Raw genomic sequence first — 20,562 nt, forward strand, 5'->3', positions numbered from 1 at the left:
TTCAGCTCCCGCTGCTTGGGTCAGGATTCCATCCGCCGCCCAGCGCCTTGAAGCTGGTTACCGCGTTGGTGAGCGTCGATGTCTTGAGCGCGACGAGCGCGATCCGCGCGGCCCGCCAGGCCTGTTCGGTCTGCAGCAGCGTATCGAGATCCACGATCCCGGCCTTATAGCCTTGCTGTTGCGCGGAGAATGCGAATTGCGCGCGCTGCTCGGCCAAAATCAGATAGTCCAGTCGATCGAGATCGGCGCTCAAGGCCGTCAGACTGTTTTCCGCATCGCCATAGGCCGCCTGGACGGCCTGTTCATAAGCGATCACCGCTTGCTCGCCCCGCGCGGTCTGCGCCCCGATCTGGGAGAGCAGACGCGGGCGATCGAGGATCGGGACAAACAGACCAGCAGCCAGCGTCCATACGCTCGTCGCATAAGCCGCAGGATCGAGCACGCGGGTGAACGACGCGCCGGGCTGCAGCGTCAAGCGTGGAAACAGGGCAAGCTGATCGAGCTTCAAATTGCCCGCCGCTGCGCGCAGCCGCTGCTCGGCCTCGCGCACATCCGGGCGCCGCATCATCACATCCGCCGGGGTCAGCGCCGGCGGACGCGGCGGCATCGGCAGGACGGCGGCGATCGGCAGCGTATCGAGCCCATCGGTGCCACGCCCGAGCAATACCAGCAGCGTGCGCCGCGCGATCGAGAATTGCGACCGCAGATTGACCAGATCGGATTGCGCATTAGCAAGCTGGGTATCGAGCCGCGCGGCGTCTGATCCCGATCCAAGACCGCTTGTAACGCGCAGCCGCCCGATACGCGCCAATTCCTGCGCGATCCGCAACGTCTCCTGCGCTTCTACGATCTGCCCTGCCAGGCCGCGCGCGGCGAACAATTGGGTGGCGACATTGGCGGCGAGGCTCAGACGCGTCGCCTCGAATACAAAGCGCGCCGCCGCGAGGTCAGCCTCCGCTGCGCCGCGCGCCGCGCTGCGTCGACCAAACAGATCGGCTTCCCAACTGACGTTAAAGCTGCCGCCGAGCGCAACCGAAGTCCCTGCCCCCAGCAATTGATCCTGGCCCGCCGGCGCGCCGTTGACGCTTGTATCGCTCCGGCTGACCGAAAAGCCGGGATTGCCCTGCGGATCGTAAGGCGTCAGCGCACCGCGCCTGATTGCCTGCGCCTCACGAAGGCGCGCCAGCGCCGTCCGCGCATCGGGCGCGTCCGACAGTGCCTGATCGACCAGCGACGACAATTGCGCATCATCGAACAACAGCCACCATTGCTCGATCGACTGCGCGGAAACGGCGTTCGATTGCGACGCCTCAACCTGGGCCTCGAACTGGCCCGGCACGGTGATTTCGGGCGCGGGCAGGCGATTGGAAACACAGCCGGTCAATAGCAGAATTCCAGCAAGCGTCAGGCTTTTACGCACGATCCGCCCCCTCCCCATAAGCGGCAATGAACATCCTGACGGCAGCGTGAGCCGACTCGAGAACTTGCGCCTCGGTCGCCTGATCCATCCCGCCGAACATCAGCCGCAAGGGCAGATCGCCGTGCAGGAGCGCACACAGATTTCGCGCCATTTCCAGGCAATCGCCGGCGACCAAAACGCCCTTTTCCTGTTCATCCCTAAACAGCAGGACGAGTTGGGGAAGGGCGTGCGTGTCCGGATCATCCTCGAACGGCCCCAATATCGCGCGGGATTTGGCGCCTTTCGTGATCAGAAGCCGCTGCAGCGCCACGGCGGCAGCACCGGTCTGCATTCTCAGATAACCCTCGGCAAATGCGTTGAGCCGCGCCGCCAGCGGCAACGCCGCGTCCCAGGTTTTCAGCAGCGCCGCCGTGGCGGGCACGGCCGCTGCCGCCAGAACCGCCCCGAGAAGCTCGTCTTTCGATCGAAAATAATTGTAGATCGTGGCTTTGGAACTGCTCATGCGTTCAGCCACATGCGCCAGCGTCGTCTCATGAAAGCCGCGCAGACTGAACTCAGCCGCCGCGGCATCGAGGATATCCTGTCGCTTCGATTCCGTTTTGACGCGCACGCATATTCCTTTTCCGAACCCGCGAGTACGCTTAAGACGAACACATGTCCATAGGCCGCGGCGCGGCGCACGCCACAAAAATAGTAGGACTAAAGAGACAGGATTCGCGGCTGTGCGCGTTCAAAAAATGCCGTGCGGGGACCAAAGACCTGCGTCGGGTGCGCTTTCAGTCTTCGAAAGTTTCTACCGTATGTCGGCGTCCGGTCAGGAAGACATCGCTTACCAACTCCAGCGGAGTCACATCCGCATCGCTCACACCGGCACGAATGAGCGCTTCAAACTGCTGATAGAGCCCGGCATATTCCCGGTCTTCATCGCGATGAATATGGCCATCGACTTCGAGCACCGCGCCGCCTTGCGAGAGCGTGAGGGTTCCGGCGTTCGTCTCGACTGCGATGTCCCAGCTCTGCGGCCCGGTCTGCCGCCAATCCAGATCGAATGTCACCGGCGCGCCATCGGTATCGCGCAGTTTCAGATCGGCAGCGATCGGCGCTTCGCGATTGGCGGGAAACGACAAGGTTGCGGCCTCAAGCATGATGCGCCGTGGCAATATGCGGGTGACGATCGAAAGCGCGTTGATGCCGGGATCGAACACGCCCAGGCCACCGGCTTCCCAGATCCAGGCCTGCCCCGGGTGCCAAACCCGCACATCCTCACGCCAGATGATATGCGCGCGGTCTATGCGTTTGTCGGCCAGCCAGGCGCGCGCGGGCTCGACCCCGGCGGCGTAGCGCGAATGCCAGCTTGCGAAAAGCGTGACGCCCGCGGCCTCCGCCTTTTCCTTCAGCACCGCCACTTCGCTCAAAGTCGCGCCCGGCGGCTTTTCCAGGAACACATGCTTGCCCGCCGCCAGGGCTGCCGCGGCAAGCCCGTAACGCACCTGGGGCGGCGAACACAGCGCCACGGCATCGAATGTATCGCCCGCCGCGAGCAGCGCTTCCATCGATTTGAACGCCGCAACACCATCCACTCCGGGGCTGTGCGGGCTCATCGTGGCGGCCAGCACAAGCTGCGGATTGCCCGCGATCGCGGGCAGATGCTGATCGCGCGCGATCTTGCCCATGCCGACCAATGCGATCCGGATTGGAGCCTCACTCATAGCTTCTCATTTCCATAATGTGCGGCGGGTCCGCTTACCCATGTTCAGCCGCGATCGGCTTTAATTCAGGCAGCGGATGGGTCACCCTGGCGCCCCATAAAGCGTAGAAAAGAACGTAAAGCTCGCACGCCGCCGTCAGCAGGAAGGACCATTGCAGGCCATATCGATCGGCCAGCCAGCCCTGGACGACGACGAGCGCGCCGCCCGCGATCGCCATGATCAGCAAGCCCGAGCCTTCCTCGGTGAGCGGACCGAGGCCGCGGATGCCGAGCGAGAAGATCGTCGGAAACATGATCGAATGGCACAGCCCCACCAGGATGAGCGACCACATGGCAAGCGGGCCATGCGCGAAGGTGGTGATGATCATCACGACAAACGCCGCGATGCTGAATCCGGCCAGAACATTTTCTGGTGAGATGCGGCGCATCAGAAAGCTGCCTGCAAAACGGCCGATCATCATGCCGCCCCATAGCATGGCCAGATAACGCGACGCTTCTTCGTGCGTGACCGCTGCAATATCGGGCTGGGAAACGAAGCTGATGAATAGATTGGCGACGCCGATCTCGGCGATGAGATAGATGAAGATCGCGGGAATGCCGAACACCAGATTGCGATGTTTCCACAGAGAAAGACCCGCGCGATCCTCACGCGAAACGCGCTGAGACGACTGGCCGATTGCGGGCAAGGGAAAGCGCGCGATTACCACCGCCAAAATCACGAGCACGACCGCCACGATCATATAAGGCAAAACGACCGATTGCGCGTCAGCCAGCTTTTCCGCTTGCGTCAGCACGACATCGGGTGCCGATGTCCCGCCCTTCGAACGGCCCAGAATCAGATAGCCGGCAAAGAGCGGCGCGAGCGTGGTGCCCAGCGAATTGAACGCCTGCACGAGGTTGAGGCGCGCGGAGCCGGTTTCAGGCGGTCCGATCACCGTCACATAAGGGTTTGCGGCGACCTGCAGCAGCGTGATCCCGCTGGCGATAATGAACAGCGCCGTCAGCACGACGCCGTAGGACGGCAACATCGCCGCCGGCGCCATCAGCACGGATCCTCCTGCCATGATCAGCAGCCCGACGACGATCGAGCGCTTATATCCCACCCGCTCGATGAGCTTGGCAGAGGGAATGGAGGCGAAGAAATAGGCGATGAACCACACGGATTCAATCAGCGTGGTCTGTGTGTAGCTGAGATCGAACACGCTGCGCAGATGCGGAAGCAGCGTATTGTTGATGACGCTGATGAAGCCCCAGGTGAAGAACAGGCTGGCGAGGAGCGTCAGCGCCGGCGCGTATTCCGACGACGGCCGATCACCGCCCCCAACCACCGACGACTGCCCTGAAGGACCGGCCATTCTTTCTCTCCCCAAACACAACGCGACTCCGTGCGTTACTTGACCGCTTTATTGTCGGAGTATAGACCGCCGTCAACTGGCCAGCGTGGCCATCGGATCGACCGATCGACCCGATCAATGAAGGGGAGGATCATGTCCGCCAAGGCCACGGGTAAGCTGCGTTCACGTGCGTGGTTCGATAACGCCGACAATATCGATATGACGGCGCTTTATCTGGAGCGCTATCTGAATTTCGGCCTCAGCCTGGATGAATTGCGATCCGGCAGGCCGATCATCGGCATCGCGCAGACGGGCAGCGATCTTTCGCCCTGCAACCGGCACCATCTTGTTCTGGCCGAAAGGCTGCGCGAGGGCATTCGCGAAGCCGGCGGAATCGCGCTCGAATTTCCGGTGCATCCCATTCAGGAGACCGGCAAACGCCCGACCGCGGGGCTGGACCGCAACCTGGCCTATCTTGGCCTTGTCGAAGTGCTTTACGGCTACCCGCTCGATGGCGTCGTCCTGACGATCGGATGTGACAAGACGACGCCGGCCGCTCTGATGGCAGCGGCGACGGTGAATATACCCGCGATCGCCTTGTCGGTCGGCCCGATGCTGAACGGCTGGCACAAGGGCGAACGCACGGGATCGGGCACGATCGTCTGGAAGGCGCGGCAATTGCTCGCCGCCGGCGAAATCGACGATAGCGAATTCATCCGCATGGTGGCGTCATCCGCGCCGTCCACCGGCTATTGCAACACCATGGGCACCGCCACCACCATGAACAGCCTGGCGGAGGCGCTGGGAATGTCGCTTCCGGCATCGGCGGCGATCCCGGCACCCTATCGCGATCGTCAGGAATGCGCATATCGCACCGGCCGACGGATCGTCGAGATGGTCGCTGAAGACATGAAGCCTTCCGATATCCTGACCAAGGATGCGTTTCACAACGCCATCGTGGTCAATTCCGCCATCGGCGGCTCCACCAATGCGCCGATCCACCTGTGTGCCATCGCGCGGCATATCGGGGTGGAACTGCCGCTGAAGGATTGGGAAACCGAAGGCCATCACGTCCCCCTGCTGGTCAATATGCAGCCGGCGGGCGAATATCTGGGTGAGGATTATTACCGCGCCGGCGGCGTCCCCGCCGTGGTCAACCAGCTTATGACACAAGGGCTCATCCGCGAAAGCGCGATGAACGCCAATGGCCGCACGATCGGCGACAATTGCCGGGGTGTCGCCATCGAGGACGAGAAGGTCATCCGTCCCTTCGATACCCCCCTGCTTGCCGACGCCGGCTTCCTCGTTTTGTCGGGCAATCTGTTCGATGCCGCAATCATGAAAACGAGCGTCATCGGCCCCGAATTTCGCGAGCGTTATCTGAGCAATCCAGACGATCCCGAGGCCTTCGAAGGGCCGGCGATCGTGTTCGACGGGCCGGAGGATTATCACGCGCGGATCGATGATCCCGCATTCGGCATCACGCCGGAAACGCTGATGTTCATGCGCGGTGCCGGGCCGATCGGTTATCCGGGCGCGGCCGAAGTCGTCAATATGCGGCCGCCATCCTATCTGATCACCGAAGGCATTCATGCGCTGCCGTGCATCGGCGACGGGCGTCAATCGGGCACCAGCGGATCCCCCTCCATTCTCAATGCGTCGCCGGAAGCGGCCGCCATGGGGGGACTGGCGTTGCTCAACACAGGGGACCGGGTTCGTATCGATCTCAACAAGGCCACGGTCGATGTGTTGATTTCCACCGAAGAGCTGGCCGCACGCCGCACTGCTTTGGTTGCCAAGGGCGGCTATGCCTATCCCGCATCGCAGACGCCGTGGCAGGAAATTCAGCGGGCCGTGGTCGGACAGATGGATACCGGCGCCATTCTCGAAGGAGCCGAGAAATATCAAAGGATCGCCCAGACCATGGGGCTGCCGCGCGATAATCATTGATGCCCGTGAAGCCTATCGCCAGACCCGATCGGGACGCACTGGGCGAAGGTCCGGTCTGGGTGCCTGCGCTTGGTCGATTATTCTGGGTCGATATCATCGGCCATGCGGTGCGCTGGCTGGACCTGAAAACCGGCGCTTACGGCAGCCATGTCTTCAATGAGCCGATCGGCTGGATCATGCCCCGCGCTGGAAGGACCGATTTTATTGTCGGGATGAAGAGCGGCTTTCATGTCTTCGATTTCGAATCCAAGGCCTTGACGCTGATCGGGGATCCCGAGCCTGATCGTCCCCACAATCGGCTGAACGATGCCAAGGTGGACGGCCATGGACGGATCTGGGCTGGGACGAAAGACGATCGGGATCAGGAGAAGAGCGGCGCGCTCTACCGCCTCGACACGGATCTGACCTGGTCGCAGCATGATGATGGTTATGCGGTGACCAACGGCCCGGCCTTCAGCCTTGATGGCCGCCTGATGTACCACACCGATAGCGGCGCGCGCTGCATCTATGCCTTTGATCTCGCCGCCGATGGCACGCTGTCGGGGAAAAAGGTTTTCCTGCGCTTCGAAGATGATTGGGGGTTTCCCGACGGGATGACCACCGATTCGGAAAACTGCTTGTGGGTGGCCCATTGGGGCGGCGGTCGCATCAGCCGCTTTTCCCCGGATGGCGCACTGTTGCGGTCGATCGAACTGCCAGCCTCCAACATCACCAGCATCGCCTTTGCGGGGCCGAAGCTCGATCGCATGTTCGTGACATCCTCCGCCGACGGACAGGAACATGAACCCGCCGCAGGCGCATTGTTCGAGGTCGATCCCGGCGTGACCGGTGTGATGCCGCGCGCGTTCGGCGGATGAGCGGCGTGATCGGCGTCGATTGGGGCAGCAGCAATTTGCGGGCCTTTCGCTTTGACGATCAAGGCACAGTGAAAGACCGCCGCTCCAGCGCGCATGGCGCGGCGGGCCTCGCGAAAGAGGATTTCCCGCGCGTCCTTGCGGAGGTGATCGGCGACTGGTGTGACGGCGGCACGCGAATTGTGATGGCGGGCATGGTCGGCGGGCGTGTTGGCTGGCAGGAAGCGCCCTACCTCCCCTGCCCCGCAGACCCGGGCCAGCTTGCGGCATCCGCTTTGCCATTGGAGACATCACTGGGCCGGGCCTGGCTCGTGCCGGGGCTGTCATCCCGCAATGCCGACGGCATGGCGGACGTGATGCGGGGCGAGGAAACGCAGTTGCTGGGCGCGGGCGTCGGCAACGGTTCGGTCGTTCTCCCCGGTACGCACAGCAAATGGGCCACGATGCAGGATGGCCGGATCATGGGGTTCAGCACCGCGATGACCGGCGAACTCTATGCGCTTTTGTGCAAGCATTCGCTGCTGGGCCAGCTTGCGGTTGCAGCGGCCGACTTCGAACCTGAGGCTTTCAAACGGGGGACGAGGCGCGCGCTGGATGCGCGCACGATCGTGCCATTGCTCTTTTCCGCGCGCGCCGACGTCTTGCTCGGCGACATGCAAGGCACTGCGGTCGAAAGCTATTTATCGGGTCTGTTGATCGGCGGCGAGATCGCGGCCTTTGGCGCGCAGCCCGTCACGCTGATCGGCAATACGGCCCTAGTGGAACGCTATCAACTCGCGCTGCACCTGGCGGGCGCGCCGCAGTCGCTTGTGGTGGACGGAGACTGCGCCGTCGCGCGCGGGCTATGGATGATCGGAGAACATTTGTGACGTTGAACGAAGTGCTGGTCGCATTGCCGCTTGTCGCGATCCTGCGCGGCATCACGCCGGCAGAGGCGGTGCCGGTCTCCATCGCGCTTTATGACATCGGATTTCGCTGCATCGAAGTTCCATTGAATTCACCCGATCCGCTCGAGAGCATCGCCGCGATCAGCGCGCATCTGGGGGATCGCGCGTTGATCGGGGCCGGCACTGTGCTTCGGGTCGATGATGTGGCGCGGGTCGCGAAGGCCGGGGGCCGCATCATCATCTCGCCCAATTGCAATGTCGATGTGATCGCAGCAACCAAGGCGGCGGGTCTATTTTCGCTGCCCGCCTTTTTCACGCCCACCGAAGCATTCAGCGCCCTCGCGGCCGGCGCGGACGGCTTGAAGCTGTTCCCGGCGGAAGTCGCCGGGCCGGTCGCGCTCAAGGCCATGCGGGCGGTTTTGCCACCGCAATGCCCAGTGCTCCCGGTGGGCGGCGTCGATGCGGACACGATCGCTGATTATCTGGCGGCGGGCGCATCAGGCTTTGGAATCGGCTCATCGCTTTATGCGCCCGGTCGTGATCCGGCCGACGTGGCGCGGCGCGGTTCCGCACTGATCGCCGCATTCCTCCAGCACGCTCATCACCTCCCGACTGTCGATCGGCCCTAACGCTTCAGCCAGCGATCATACCAGGCGATGTTGCTGCGCATCCGGTGAACCAGATAGCTCGGCACGACGAGGCCGTGATTTTCGCCGGGATAGACGATTAGCCGGGTTGGTACTCCGCGTGTCTTCAGCGCGAGATACATTTGCTGCGCGCCTGCGCACGGGACATTATCGTCGGCATCGGCGCATTGAAACAAGGTCGGCGCGGTGATGCGTTCGGGGTGAAAGAAGGGATAGCCCAGCTTCCGGTAAGTCTCGAAATTGTCCCACGGCGCGCCCAGTTCCAGCAGATATTCGCGCGCATACATGTCCACGCCAAAGGTCGCGAGCACGTTGGCAACGCCCGCGCCGGACACCGCCGCCTTGATCCGCGGGTCGCTGGCGATCATGTAATCGGTCAGGATGCCGCCATAGCTCCAGCCGCCCACGCCGATCCGATCGGGATCAGCGACGCCCATATCGATCGCCTTTGTAATCCCAGCGCTGATATCCTTGACGTCGAGATGGCCCCAATCGGCATAGATCGCGCGCGAAAAATCCATGCCCCGGCCCGATGACCCGCGCGGATTGACCTTGAGCACCACATAGCCCGCCGCCGCATAGAGCCGGGCATCAAGATCGAATTCATGGCTATGCTGATAGACCGGTCCACCGTGCAGATCCGCGATCAGTGGATAACGCTTCGCCGGATCGTAATCCGGCGGCAGCGTCAGAAATCCGTGAATTTCCGCATTCCCGCTGTGGAATGAAATGTCGCGCACCTCGCCCAGCGCGCGACCCGCCAGCCAGTTATTGTGATGCGTCAGCTCGCGATGGCCCTCCAGCGCGTAAAGCTCCGCCGGCTTGCTATTGTCGGTCTCTAGCAACGCGATGGCCCCATTCGGCGCAATTGCATAATCGGACCCGAAGCGCTTGCCCTGGGTGAGATAGGTGATCGCGCCGTCCGCGGGATCAATGCGGGCCAGCCAGGTGTCGCGATCCTGCTCGATCAGCGCGATCAGTCTGCCATCGGGCGTCCAGCGCGGCTGATAAAACCAGCGATCGATCCGGGCGGGCCGCGTGATCGCACCGGTCGTCACATCGCCAACGATGAGCTGGGCCGAACCATAATAAATCCATTTATCCGCATCTCCCTCCAGCCAGACGAGCTTGCGCGAATCCGGCGACCAGGCCGGACCCGAACCCCAGTCCGGATCGCTTTCGGCATTGGGTGATGTGCTGATCCTGCGCGGCACTCCGCCATCGGGCGAGACGATATAGATATCGTAATTGAGCGTCCTGTCATCAGCGCCCTGATCCTTGGCGACATAGGCGATCGCGCTGCCATCGGGCGACCAGGCGGGATGCCAGTGATCGCGCGCTCCGTGCGTGATCTGGCTGGCCTGGCCCGTAGCGAGATCGATGACGAAGAGCTGCTGGGTGCGATCATCCAGATACCCGCGGCCATCCTGTTTGAAGAAGAAGCGCTCGGTCTCGATCGGCGGTGGGGTCTTGGCCTTGCTGCCCACACTGCCGCCGGTTTCGGCGAGAACGACGGCGCGCTTCCCATCGGGTGACAGAGAAAATTCGCTGATCCCGCCGGGCAGACGGGTAATCTGACGGCCGACACCGCCCTTGGCCGGCATCGACCATAATTGGGTTTCGTCTTCGGCCTGCGCCTTTGCGGCATCAGTGCCGATTTTCGTTTTGGACGCAGCATCGCTCAGGAAGAAGATCGCTGTGCCGTCCGGGCTGTAGCGCGGATTCCACTCGGATGCCTCGGGGGTTTTGGTGATCTGGACCGGCGTGCCGCCTTGCCAGGGAACCGTCCAAAGATCGCTCTTTTCGGCATCGCGCTTCGCGTCTTTCAGCGACACGCTATAGGCGATCCGGGTGCCATCAGGCGAAAAGGCCGGACCCGCCACATCGGCGATCCGGTTGAAATCCTCCAACACCACGGGCGTCACCTGTGCCGCGAGCGCATTCGGCAGCATGACAAGGGCCAGGCCCGCAACGATAAATTTCATCTAAACTCCCCGGCCGACATCCGGTGCCCAGGATGTTTCCCCTTTCAGGGCTAGTCAATTGTCCAATTCCCCACAGGCCTTTGAACCAGGCAATCAACGCCGCCAATCGATCCAATCGCCATAAGCATGGCAGGTGGCGAGGAGCCTTTTCTCGCCGCCCGGCCAGCAGGTCAGCGAGAGTTGCACCTCACTGCGCATCGGGGTCCATTCGAATCTGATCCAGGCAAAAGGGCGCTGTGCCGTGGCATGGCGGCCTGCCCGCTGGACGGTGTCCGATATGGACTCGCGCTCCTGCGCGCTCAGATATTGCAGCACCATCGAATGAAACACCACGCGGCACAGGCCGGCCGGCTGCGGCGTTTCCAGTTGGGCGGCAAGCCAGGGGGCGGCATGGCCTTCGTCCACCTGCGGGGGATGCAGCCTGGCCAGCGCCAGCGCCTGTTCGAGCCGCGCGGCGCGGCCGGGCTGATCCGCCCATATATAGGCGAGCAAGCGCTCACGCGTAGCTTCATTGCCAGCATCCAGGGGGTTCAGATCTATGCCCCGCGCTGCCACAATCTCGATCGGCGCATGAACCGGCGCTGCGCCGCGCCAGGCGGGCGCGATGCGGACCGGGGATTGCGCGGCACCGGCAGCAATGCCCCCAAGATCATAGGCATAGCGCGCCAGATTAAGATTGAGTCCGCAACTGGAGCCGAGTTCCAGAAGCGCACATGGCAAATCCGTTTCCTGCCGGACCACCATCAGCGCTGCGCCGATCGCGGCGGCGCGGCCGACTTCATTTGTCTGCGGTGTGTCGAGCATCCACTGCGCAATGAAATCGTCTTCGCTCGCCAATGCCGCAGCAATCGCGCCATCGAAATCCTGATGCTCCCCCCGATATAGCGCGGTGAGCGCCGGCAGCGAGTCCCGCCGGGCCAGCGCATGAAGCGCTGCGTTGAAGCGCATCGCGAGGGCGGATGCCGATGGATCGTGCGGCCAGGATGCGATCATTCGCGCCGTCAGCGGCGCATGGTCGATTTGACGTTCCCCCGCCTCCAGTAATGCGGCGACGAATGGGGAGCCGAGACCAAGCGCGACCCGCGCCTGTCGCCGAAGCTCACCGCGTCCCCCGCAATCCGCGATCTCATTCATTCTGGATACCCTTGCCGATGGCCACGGCCGGATGGAGTAGCGATCTTGTCTTGCGAGGAGCGGTGCAGCACGGTTGCCGCGATCGGCTAGAAGGATTGCCAATCTTCAGTGGTCTCGGAACGCCCGCGCACGAGGGCAGACACCGCAGCCGGCGGCAATGGTTTGGTGGCTGCGGCAAAGCGAGACGCCGTCCGCGCCACGGCGCTCTGGGTGTGGCCGACATTGAACTGACGCGCCTGATCGGACAGCGCCGTGACTTCATTGGCCAAATTGCGGGCTGCCGCCGATGTCTGCTCGACCATGGCCGCATTTTGCTGGGTCGACTGATCCATGCTGCTGATCGCGCAACTGATCTCGGTGATCGCGGTCGACTGCGCCTGATTGTCATTCGCCATATTGCCGAGCAACTGGTGCACCTCGCCCACGCCGGCGGTGATATCGGCCAGCGCGCCATCCACCTTCTGCACAGCCTCCACAGCGGTGACGATATCGGTCTGCGTGGCCGTCAATTGATCTCGCGCACGGCCCGCTTCTTCTTCGGCGCGCATCGCCAGAGCCGAGACCAGATCCGCGACCACGGCGAAGCCGCGCCCCGCAGCGCCGGCGCGTCCGGCTTCCACCGCGGCATTCATGGCCAGAACGCGCGTCTGGAACGCGATCTTGTCGAGCCCTTCGATCACGCTGTCGATACCCTTGGCGCTATCGGCGACGCGGGTCATCGCCTGCACCGCCTGATCGGCAGTGACCCGGCCGTCATTCACGGCCGTCATCGTGCCATCGGCCCGATCGACGGTGCGATGCGCGGCATCCACGGTGGCCTTCAGGCGACCGTCCATCTGCGTAACGGCTGCGGATGTTTCTTCCAGGCTGGCGGCGTTCGATTCAGTGCGGCGGGACAGATCTTCCGAGGCTTGGGCGATCTCGTCGGAGCCGGTGCGGATCGCCGCGGTCGATTCCATCACCGATGCGATCAGGCCGCGCAATGCCACTACAGCATTGTTGAAATTGATCTTCACCGCTTCATAATCGCCCGGGAAATCGCGGGTGATCTCTGCGGTAAGATTGCCGTTGGCGAGTTCGGACAGATGCGCCGAGACCGTTTCGACGACCAGCTTCTGCGTCACTTCGGCCTTGGCATTGGTTTCATCCGCTGCCTGCTTGGCGATGGCTGAGTCGCGGAAGATCAGCACGGCGCGGGCCATGTCACCCAATTCGTCGCCGCGGTCCACGGCGGGGATTTCGATATCGTTCTTGCCCGCGGCCAGGCTCGCCATCGTCTTGGTAAGCGCCGTGATGGGACGCGCGATCAGGCCGGTCAGCAGCACGGCGAGCGTGATGGCGATGCCGATCAGGGCGATGCCGCCGATCGTCAACGCGCTGATCGCGGTGCCGATCGCGCCTTCCTGAAGCGCCGAATTCTTTTCGATCAGCGCGCTTTGCGCATCACGGATGGTGCGCAGCGGCAGCACGGCGTTGCTCACCAGCACGGCCTTGCCGGCCGCTCGCGTGTCGGCCTGCGCCGCATCGCGCTGACCGGATTTGACCTGTGCGATCAGACGGTCACCCCATTTCTCGCGCCACGACAAAGTTTCCTCGCGCGATTTCAAAACAGCCTGATTTTGCGCTGGATCGGTCAGCATCGTTTCCAGTTCAGCGGAGGTGCGGTCATATTCATCCCGCGCTTCATCATAGGATTTGAGATACGAGGTGTCGGCCGTCACGAGAAAGCCGCGCAACTGGCTGTTTTGCCGCAAGAGCGCGGTCTCCAGGGTCAATGCCTTGGCATGGATGGACTGACTGAGATTATTCTGCTCCGTCGATGTCCCGATCATCGAGATGTTGGTGAAGAACACCATCATCATCGCGGCGGCGGATGCGCAGATCATCAGGAACGATAGCCCGAGCTTTCTCGGGATTTTCATCGACTTAAGCATATTCACAACTCTCGGTTGAATGTCCCAGGGGCGGGTCCGGGCAGCCGGGATGCGGAGACATCCCGGCTGCCCATCGCCAACTCAGAAGGAGAGACGCAGCGACGTGGAAATGGTCCTGCCATTGATCGCACGTCCCGATACCATGCCGCTGGCGGGGAGCGCCGGCTGCGAGATTTCGGTAAAGCCCTGCGCACTGAACAGATTGTTGGCGTTCAGCGACAATTCGATCCGTTCAGCCGGACGGAATTGAAGGAAGGCGTTCACAACCGTGTAGCCAGGCAGCTTGAGCTGGTTTGTATCCTGCGTGTAGCTGCTGGTCGTACCCACGAAATTCGCACCGACCGTGAACATATCCAACTCCACCTGCGGCGTTGCCTGGAAGATGAAATTGGCCTGATGACGCGGTGTATTGCCCACGACCGCGGTGTTGAGCGGATCGGCCAATATCTTGGCATCGGTGTAGGTCGCCCCGGCGGTCAGGCTGAACGGCCCGCGACGAATGCCACCCTCGAATTCCAGACCCTTGGCGCTATAGGTACGCGCGATGATGTGGAGCGAGAGAACCCCGTTGGGATCGGCCACCGTCTGCTGATTGATCTCGCTCGTCTCGGCCCAGAAGCCGGTCAGGTTGAGCGTTACTTCCGACTTGCGGAATTTCAGACCGAATTCGGCCTGTTTGATGGTGTCACGGCCAGCTCTGGAATCAACGAGCTTGCCATCGGTGGGGCTCACGATTTGCGTGAAGAGCACCCGATCGGCAGCGCCGCGGCCACCGCGGCTATAGCGGGCGAACGCAGCCAATGGTTCGGCGATGCGATAATTGACGCCCGCCGAATAGCTCAGATACTCATATTCGAAATTGACCGGTGCCGGACGGCTGAGCGGGATGACCCCAACTTGGGTTTCAGCGATCGAAATGACACCGTCATTGTTCATATCATAGGAGGTGATGCCCACGCGGCCGCCACCAAGCTCCGAACCGTAGAGCGCGCCCTGCGCCTTGCCGAAATCATAACGGATGCTGCCGCCGACGGCGATCTTGCCGATATGGTAGTTGAGCGAGGCATAAGGCGCGCTAACGTCGAAATCGACATCATATTTGCGGCGCGCGGGCGCATAGTTCAGCACGCCGTCCTGAGTCTGCAATACGCCCCCGGCATTCGTGATATCGACCAGTGCGGACGTGCCGTCACCGCGCACATCCGAGACCGCCAGGATGTAAAGCCATTCGGTGTTCAGCGACTGTTTCGATTTGTAATAGCCAGCCGTGGTCGTCAGCGTGCCAGCGCCCAAATCCCACTGGCGGGTGGCGCGAAGATCGTTCGTCATATTGTCCAGCGCGTTCAGCTTGGTGTTCTGCAACAACGCCATTGCCAACAGGCCGTTGCCGTTCAGTCCTGCGGGATTGGTGATCGCCTGGCCGGCATTGGGGCCGGTTGCATAGCTCAGCGTCGCACCAGCGCCGCCGAAAGCCGCGGCAAGGGACGAGGCCGCACCGATCTGCACCGGCTGAAACTGCATGATTTCGCCGGAGATGTCAGCGTAACGGAACTTCTCGGTGATCGTCCAGCCGGCCACATCGAATTGCGATTCAAGGCCGATAGACTTTACGATCGGGTGCATCCCGTCGCGAAGGTTTTTCTGGGCCAGATTGTTATTGCCATCCAGCGTGACGAAATTGGCGACATAAGGAGAATAGAATGTTCCGCTGCTGATGTCGAAATTCGGCAGGCTCTCGTATTTCGGATTGCTGTTTGTGCCGGTCGCGTGCATCGGAACGGGCACATAGGCGGGCGCGTGGTCATCCAGCCATTTGCCGGTCAGGCGAATATATCCGGTGTCGAACTCCTTGGTTATGTTCAGCTTGAGCTGACCACCCTTATACGCCTCATAACCAGTCTCGCGCGGGCCTTCCCCCGTCCGGTAGAAACCGCCGACGTGAAAGCGCATCGTGCTGTTGATCCTGCCGCCATAATCGAAATCGAGGCGTTTTTCATCATAATCCACCCCGGTACTGGCCTGGATGGCCCCGCCTTCGACTTCGCCGGTCTTGGAAATCAGGTTGATCACGCCGCCGGGCGAGTTGGATGCAAACGTGGATGCCGATCCGCCGCGAATGGCTTCCACCTGCGCCAGATTGAGATCGTAGCGCATAAGGGTATCGGCCGACACGGTCATGTCGCCGAATTCAAGCACCGGCAGGCCATCTTCCTGAAACTGAAGATATTTGGCACCGGAGGATGCGAGCGGCAGGCCGCGGATGGAATAGCTGTTATTGCCTTCACCATTCCCGCTTTCCGCGCGAATGCCCGGAATGTTCCGGAACACTTCGGCCAGGGAACGCGCGCCCAGTTTCTCGATCTCGGATTCCTTGAGCGAGCTGGTGGAAATTGCGCTATCCAGGCGATCGCGGCCCTTGGCCACGCCCGTCGAAAACACTTCCTTGGAAGACGCCGCGTCAGCGCTGGCTTCACCCATGGCTTCGCCCATCGCCTCGGGAGACATTTCGGCCATCGCAGGCGAAACAAGTGCAAATGATGCAACAGTAAAGAGCAAATTGAATTTCTTCATTATATCCATCCACTTGGATAATGATCAATATCGTTGATATTCGAACACCATCAAATAATACCGACTGCACAAAGCAAAATGCCTCGCGCAATTGCGAAAAATATGAAAATTTCGTGAATTTACGAGCGCCGCTTAGGGCTTATTCGGAAAATCTATCCGTACGCGACATCCATATTACTCACTCCCCCTGATTGATTACGTCTAATGGCTCAGGAGTAATATAGAGTGGTTTGGGAGTGGGCGGTGTATCGCGCCCATTATTTTGCAGATGAGGATGCGAAGCCCGCTACGAGACAGGTGTTTGGGCGATCCGCATAGCCCCGTTTCAGGCAACTGCCATCAGGTGTCGCGCACGGCGCTTGCGACTATTGGCCCGGCTATCCGGCGGTCTTCACCAATGCCACGATGTCGAATTCATGAGATATCCAGCCGCGGTTCCGGGACGCATCGACCGCGGCGTTGCGCTTCTTCTTGGCTTCGGGAAGCGATTTGGTGTGGCCCCAGAATACCTCTGTCTTGCCATTATCCAGCCGCGCGACGATGCGCCAATAATGCGTATAATCCGCCGCGGTGGGACCGATCGTCTTCACATAGCCATCCGGCAGGGTGGCGGTGAGATAGTGCTTCTTCGCCATACTCGCCCTTGATCGACCGCATTCGCCCCGGCGATCAAGCAAGGCGGCGGCCCGCTTGTCAATCCAGCGAGCGGGCCTTCTCATATTGCGGGAAAGCTGCGGAGCGAATCTCGCGGGTCGAACGATCCTTGTCCTGCCTCACCGCCTCCCCGATCAGGATCAGCAAGGGTTCGTCCTTCGGCGTCGCCATGACGGCCAGCGGCAGGAGATCGAGCCGCGTCGTGACGCGCTTCTCGTCGACGAGACTGACATTGGACGCGATGAGCACGGGGGTGTCCGGGGCCAGGCCATGGCCAAGGAGTTGCCGGGTGATCTCCGGCGCGGTGGCGCGGCCCATGTAGATCGCCAGCGTGGCTTGCGGATCGGCCAGCGCACGCCAATCCAGCGTCAGCGTCTCGCCCGCGCGGACATGCGCGGTCACGAACTGGACCTTGCGCGACAGGCCGCGTAAGGTGAGCGACATGCCGGCGCTGGCAGATAGGGCGCTGGCGGTGGTGATGCCGGGGCAGATGTGAACCGGGACGCCATAGGCTTTCAGGCTGGTGATTTCCTCCGCAGAGCGACCGAAGATGGAAGGATCGCCGCCTTTGAGCCGTACCACGCGCTCTCCGGCCAGCGCAGCTTCCACCAGCAGATCATTGATCGTCCGCTGATCCTTGGAATGCCGGCCAGACCGCTTGCCCACCGGGACTCGCCGGATATGATCGGGCACCAGCGCGAGGATGCCCGGACCCACCAGCGCATCGTAAAAGATCACGCTGGCCGCGCGGATCAGTTTTTCCGCTTTGCGCGTGAGGAGATCGGGATCGCCCGGACCCGCGCCGACGAGCCAGACCGTGCCGCAGGGGATAAGAGCCTCTTCAGCCATGGGCGGCGTCCTCCTTCACGGTGATGAGTTTCTGGATGGCGGGGCGGCATGATCCGCAATTCGTGCCCGCAGACAGCGCCGCGCCGACCGCCTCGACGCTGGTGAGCGCCTGATCCGAAATGGCACGAATCAATGTGTTCATCCCCACATCGAAGCAGACGCAGACGATCGCGCCGCGATCGGGCTGCGGCTTGGCTGGGCGGCCTGCCAGCAGCGCCATGGGGGACGCATCTTCGGCGGCCTGAAGCTGTTCGATCAGCCAGTCGCGCGAAGGTAGGCCGCCATCCCGCATGATGTGCAGCGAGGCGATCAGCCGGCCCTGCCGCAGCACGGCAGCGCGGATCTTGCCGCGGGCGGCGTCGCTCGCCTCGATCCGGTCGCCCTTGGGCAAGATCGCATTCGCGAAGACGAGTGGATCGCCATCGCCCGCCAGTTCGATCAGCCAGCCCTGTGGCACCCGCACGCGCGTGGCATAAGCCGTTTCAATCATCGCGGGCGCATCACGCGCGATCAGAAACCCGCGCCAGGCGACCGCCAGCTTTTCCACGCGAACCGGTGTGGCCTTGAAGCCGGGCTGCCCCGAATGCGGATCGACCAACGGACGCGGCAGCAGGCCGGTGCGGCCGCCCGACGATGTGCGATCGGTCCAGTGGATCGGCGCGAAAACCTCGCCGATGCGCTGGCCTTCATGGATCAGCGCACGATAGACGCTCCCGCCCTGCGCCGTCGCGACGCGGGCCAGATCGCCGTCTGCTATGCCCAGTGCCGCAGCGTCGTCCGGATGGATTTCGATTAACGGCTCCTGCCGATGGCGGGAGAGTTTGGGTGACAGGCCGGTGCGAGTCATCGTGTGCCATTGATCGCGGTAACGGCCGGTGTTGAGCGTCATCGGCCATGCGGGCAGCGCCGGCGCGATTTTCGCCTGGCTCACGGAGACAAGCCGTGCCTTGCCATCCGGGGTGGGGAAGCGGCCATCCGCAAAGGGCGTCCCGCCCCAGCGCCACGGCGCCATCGCATCATAAGCTTCATTGCCGATCGCGGCGTGCCGGCCGATATCGAACAGCCGCGCGCCTCCATTCTGATAGGTCGAAAGACGCGCATGTTCGCGGTAGACATCTGCAGGACGCGCATAGGTGAAGGCGGTGCGCCAGCCCATCCGTCGACCGATTTCGGAGATGATCCACCAATCGGGCTTCACCTCATCGGGGCAAGCAAAGAGTGCGCGCTGGCGGCTGATCGTGCGATCTGAATTGGTGACCGTTCCGTCTTTCTCACCCCAGCCCGCGGCGGGCAGGCGGACATGCGCGAATGCTCCGGTGTCGGTCTCCGCGATGCAATCGGAGACGACGACGAAGGGACAGGCGGCGAGCGCCGCGCGCACGGCGTTGGCATCGGGCATACTCACCGCGGGGTTGGTCGCCATGATCCAGATCGCCTTGATCTTGCCTTCGCCCAATCTCCGGAACAGATCGACGGCTTTCAGGCCTGGCTTTGCCGCAACCTTGTCCGTCCCCCAGAAACGGCCGACGCGCGCCACGTTTTCGGGAGCGAAATCCATATGCGCAGCCAATGTCGAGGCCAGCCCCCCCACCTCCCGGCCGCCCATCGCATTGGGTTGGCCGGTGATGGAAAAGGGCGCAGCGCCGGGCTTGCCGATCCGGCCCGTCGCGAGATGCACGTTGAGGATGGCATTCACCTGATCGGTGCCGCGGATCGACTGGTTGATCCCCTGGCTGAACATCGTCACCGTGCGCGGCGTGGCGGCAAACAGATCGAAGAAGCGCTTGAGATCAGCGGCGGGCACATCGCAGGCGCGCGCGACCGACCAGAGATCATTGCCCTCGTCCAGCGTGTCCCAGAAACCTTCGGGAACCGAAACGCTGGCGGCGAGATAGGCTTCGTCGATCAGTCCTTCACGGCGGCAATGCGCGAGCAGGCCGTTCATCAGCGCAACATCGCTGCCGGGACGGATCGGCAGATGGAGATCGGCGGTCTCGCACGTTTCCGTGCGGCGCGGATCGATCACGACCAGCTTTGCGCCACGCCTCTCGCGGGCGGCGAGCATTCGCTGATAAACGATCGGGTGGCACCAGGCGGTGTTGGAGCCGACCAGCACGAACAAATCGGCCTCGTCCAGATCTTCATAGCTGGCGGGCACCACGTCTTCGCCAAACGCGCGCATGTGCCCCGCCACAGCGCTCGACATGCAAAGCCTTGAATTGGTATCGATATTCGCCGATCCGATGAAGCCTTTCATCAGCTTGTTGGCGACATAATAATCCTCGGTCAGCAATTGGCCGGAGACGTAGAAAGCCACGCTGTCGGGACCATATTTTGCCACGGTGTCGGCAAAGCGCTTGGCGACCAGATCGAGCGCCTTGCCCCAGCCTGCGCGCTTGTCGCCGATCATGGGATGCAGAAGCCGGCCTTCTAAGCTGACAGTCTCGCCCAGATGTGTGCCCTTGGAACAGAGCTTGCCGGCATTGGCGGGATGATCGGGATCGCCCTTGATCGTGACCCTCCGATCCCCCGTCGTCGTGGCGGTAATCCCGCAGCCCACGCCGCAATAAGCACAGGTGGTGCGGATGGGGGCGACGGCGAGTTCGGGGCTCACGTCTAAAAATTCCGTTTGTGT

Annotated in this window: 15 protein-coding genes; 4 read left to right on the forward strand and 11 right to left on the reverse strand. The window is 62.3% G+C overall.

Features of this window, described 5'->3' with window-relative positions; all coding sequences use genetic code 11:
* Position 1: 1 nt before the first annotated feature.
* The 4 genes from FHS49_RS06770 to FHS49_RS06785 all read right to left on the reverse strand — a co-directional run bounded on the left by FHS49_RS06770 (position 2) and on the right by FHS49_RS06785 (position 4,483).
* Positions 2 to 1,420: an efflux transporter outer membrane subunit gene (locus FHS49_RS06770; RefSeq protein WP_184016642.1), complete on the reverse strand. Its 1,419-nt coding sequence runs from the start codon at positions 1,418 to 1,420 to the stop codon at positions 2 to 4.
* Positions 1,413 to 2,030, reverse strand: coding sequence for a TetR family transcriptional regulator (locus FHS49_RS06775; protein WP_184016644.1), 618 nt, complete (start codon positions 2,028 to 2,030; stop codon positions 1,413 to 1,415). The genes FHS49_RS06770 and FHS49_RS06775 overlap by 8 nt, the downstream gene beginning before the upstream one ends.
* Before the next feature lie 166 nt (positions 2,031 to 2,196).
* Positions 2,197 to 3,129, reverse strand: a complete 933-nt coding sequence (locus FHS49_RS06780) for a Gfo/Idh/MocA family protein (RefSeq protein WP_184016646.1) — start codon at positions 3,127 to 3,129, stop codon at positions 2,197 to 2,199.
* Between the two features lie 34 nt (positions 3,130 to 3,163).
* Positions 3,164 to 4,483: a sugar MFS transporter gene (locus tag FHS49_RS06785; protein WP_184016648.1), complete on the reverse strand. Its 1,320-nt coding sequence runs from the start codon at positions 4,481 to 4,483 to the stop codon at positions 3,164 to 3,166.
* A gap of 132 nt (positions 4,484 to 4,615) precedes the next feature.
* Here FHS49_RS06785 and FHS49_RS06790 point away from each other — a divergent pair, with 132 nt between their 5' ends.
* From FHS49_RS06790 to FHS49_RS06805, 4 genes are read left to right on the forward strand one after another with little or no spacing between them, the layout of a single operon-like run.
* On the forward strand, positions 4,616 to 6,412 hold the full coding sequence (locus FHS49_RS06790; RefSeq protein ID WP_184016650.1) for an IlvD/Edd family dehydratase: 1,797 nt from the start codon (positions 4,616 to 4,618) through the stop codon (positions 6,410 to 6,412).
* Positions 6,412 to 7,269 (forward strand): SMP-30/gluconolactonase/LRE family protein, encoded by an 858-nt coding sequence (locus FHS49_RS06795; protein WP_221240413.1) that lies wholly within the window; start codon positions 6,412 to 6,414, stop codon positions 7,267 to 7,269. The genes FHS49_RS06790 and FHS49_RS06795 overlap by 1 nt, the downstream gene beginning before the upstream one ends.
* Positions 7,266 to 8,135 (forward strand): 2-dehydro-3-deoxygalactonokinase, encoded by an 870-nt coding sequence (locus tag FHS49_RS06800; protein WP_184016654.1) that lies wholly within the window; start codon positions 7,266 to 7,268, stop codon positions 8,133 to 8,135. Before FHS49_RS06795 ends, FHS49_RS06800 begins: the two co-directional genes overlap by 4 nt.
* Positions 8,132 to 8,782 carry a 2-dehydro-3-deoxy-6-phosphogalactonate aldolase gene (locus FHS49_RS06805; protein WP_343052914.1) on the forward strand — a complete coding sequence of 217 codons (651 nt, stop codon included), beginning with the start codon at positions 8,132 to 8,134 and terminating at the stop codon, positions 8,780 to 8,782. The genes FHS49_RS06800 and FHS49_RS06805 overlap by 4 nt, the downstream gene beginning before the upstream one ends.
* Here the strand turns inward: FHS49_RS06805 and FHS49_RS06810 are convergent.
* The 7 genes from FHS49_RS06810 to FHS49_RS06840 form a co-directional block, all read right to left on the reverse strand.
* Positions 8,779 to 10,785: a S9 family peptidase gene (locus FHS49_RS06810; RefSeq protein ID WP_184016658.1), complete on the reverse strand. Its 2,007-nt coding sequence runs from the start codon at positions 10,783 to 10,785 to the stop codon at positions 8,779 to 8,781. The genes FHS49_RS06805 and FHS49_RS06810 overlap by 4 nt on opposite strands.
* A gap of 93 nt (positions 10,786 to 10,878) precedes the next feature.
* The gene (locus tag FHS49_RS06815) at positions 10,879 to 11,919 is read right to left on the reverse strand and encodes a DUF2332 domain-containing protein (RefSeq protein WP_184016660.1); all 1,041 of its coding nucleotides are present in this window, start codon (positions 11,917 to 11,919) and stop codon (positions 10,879 to 10,881) included.
* A gap of 86 nt (positions 11,920 to 12,005) precedes the next feature.
* Entirely contained in the window at positions 12,006 to 13,853 is a 1,848-nt protein-coding gene (locus FHS49_RS06820; RefSeq protein WP_184017382.1) for a methyl-accepting chemotaxis protein, read from the reverse strand.
* 81 nt (positions 13,854 to 13,934) lie between these two features.
* Positions 13,935 to 16,424, reverse strand: a complete 2,490-nt coding sequence (locus tag FHS49_RS06825; RefSeq protein ID WP_184016662.1) for a TonB-dependent receptor domain-containing protein — start codon at positions 16,422 to 16,424, stop codon at positions 13,935 to 13,937.
* A 377-nt stretch (positions 16,425 to 16,801) separates the two neighbouring features.
* Entirely contained in the window at positions 16,802 to 17,059 is a 258-nt protein-coding gene (locus FHS49_RS06830) for a hypothetical protein (protein WP_184016664.1), read from the reverse strand.
* A 58-nt stretch (positions 17,060 to 17,117) separates the two neighbouring features.
* A complete protein-coding gene (gene cobA / locus FHS49_RS06835; protein ID WP_184016666.1) occupies positions 17,118 to 17,927 on the reverse strand; it encodes a uroporphyrinogen-III C-methyltransferase in 810 nt (269 codons plus the stop codon).
* Positions 17,920 to 20,541, reverse strand: coding sequence for a molybdopterin-dependent oxidoreductase (locus FHS49_RS06840; RefSeq protein WP_184016668.1), 2,622 nt, complete (start codon positions 20,539 to 20,541; stop codon positions 17,920 to 17,922). Before FHS49_RS06840 ends, cobA begins: the two co-directional genes overlap by 8 nt.
* Positions 20,542 to 20,562 lie beyond the last annotated feature (21 nt).

Origin of the sequence: Sphingobium boeckii, from assembly GCF_014199215.1 — a bacterium.
In the GTDB taxonomy this organism is placed as follows: domain Bacteria; phylum Pseudomonadota; class Alphaproteobacteria; order Sphingomonadales; family Sphingomonadaceae; genus Sphingobium_A; species Sphingobium_A boeckii.

Excerpts from the sequence above, each read along its gene's own strand:
- FHS49_RS06810 (WP_184016658.1), bottom strand. The coding sequence starts at position 10,785 with ATGAAATTTATCGTTGCGGGCCTGGCCCTTGTCATGCTGCCGAATGCG.
- FHS49_RS06780 (WP_184016646.1), bottom strand. The coding sequence starts at position 3,129 with ATGAGTGAGGCTCCAATCCGGATCGCATTGGTCGGCATGGGCAAGATC.
- FHS49_RS06830 (WP_184016664.1), bottom strand. The coding sequence starts at position 17,059 with ATGGCGAAGAAGCACTATCTCACCGCCACCCTGCCGGATGGCTATGTG.
- FHS49_RS06785 (WP_184016648.1), bottom strand. The coding sequence starts at position 4,483 with ATGGCCGGTCCTTCAGGGCAGTCGTCGGTGGTTGGGGGCGGTGATCGG.
- FHS49_RS06800 (WP_184016654.1), top strand. The coding sequence starts at position 7,266 with ATGAGCGGCGTGATCGGCGTCGATTGGGGCAGCAGCAATTTGCGGGCC.
- cobA (WP_184016666.1), bottom strand. The coding sequence starts at position 17,927 with ATGGCTGAAGAGGCTCTTATCCCCTGCGGCACGGTCTGGCTCGTCGGC.
- FHS49_RS06820 (WP_184017382.1), bottom strand. The coding sequence starts at position 13,853 with ATGCTTAAGTCGATGAAAATCCCGAGAAAGCTCGGGCTATCGTTCCTG.
- FHS49_RS06795 (WP_221240413.1), top strand. The coding sequence starts at position 6,412 with ATGCCCGTGAAGCCTATCGCCAGACCCGATCGGGACGCACTGGGCGAA.
- FHS49_RS06815 (WP_184016660.1), bottom strand. The coding sequence starts at position 11,919 with ATGAATGAGATCGCGGATTGCGGGGGACGCGGTGAGCTTCGGCGACAG.
- FHS49_RS06825 (WP_184016662.1), bottom strand. The coding sequence starts at position 16,424 with ATGAAGAAATTCAATTTGCTCTTTACTGTTGCATCATTTGCACTTGTT.
- FHS49_RS06790 (WP_184016650.1), top strand. The coding sequence starts at position 4,616 with ATGTCCGCCAAGGCCACGGGTAAGCTGCGTTCACGTGCGTGGTTCGAT.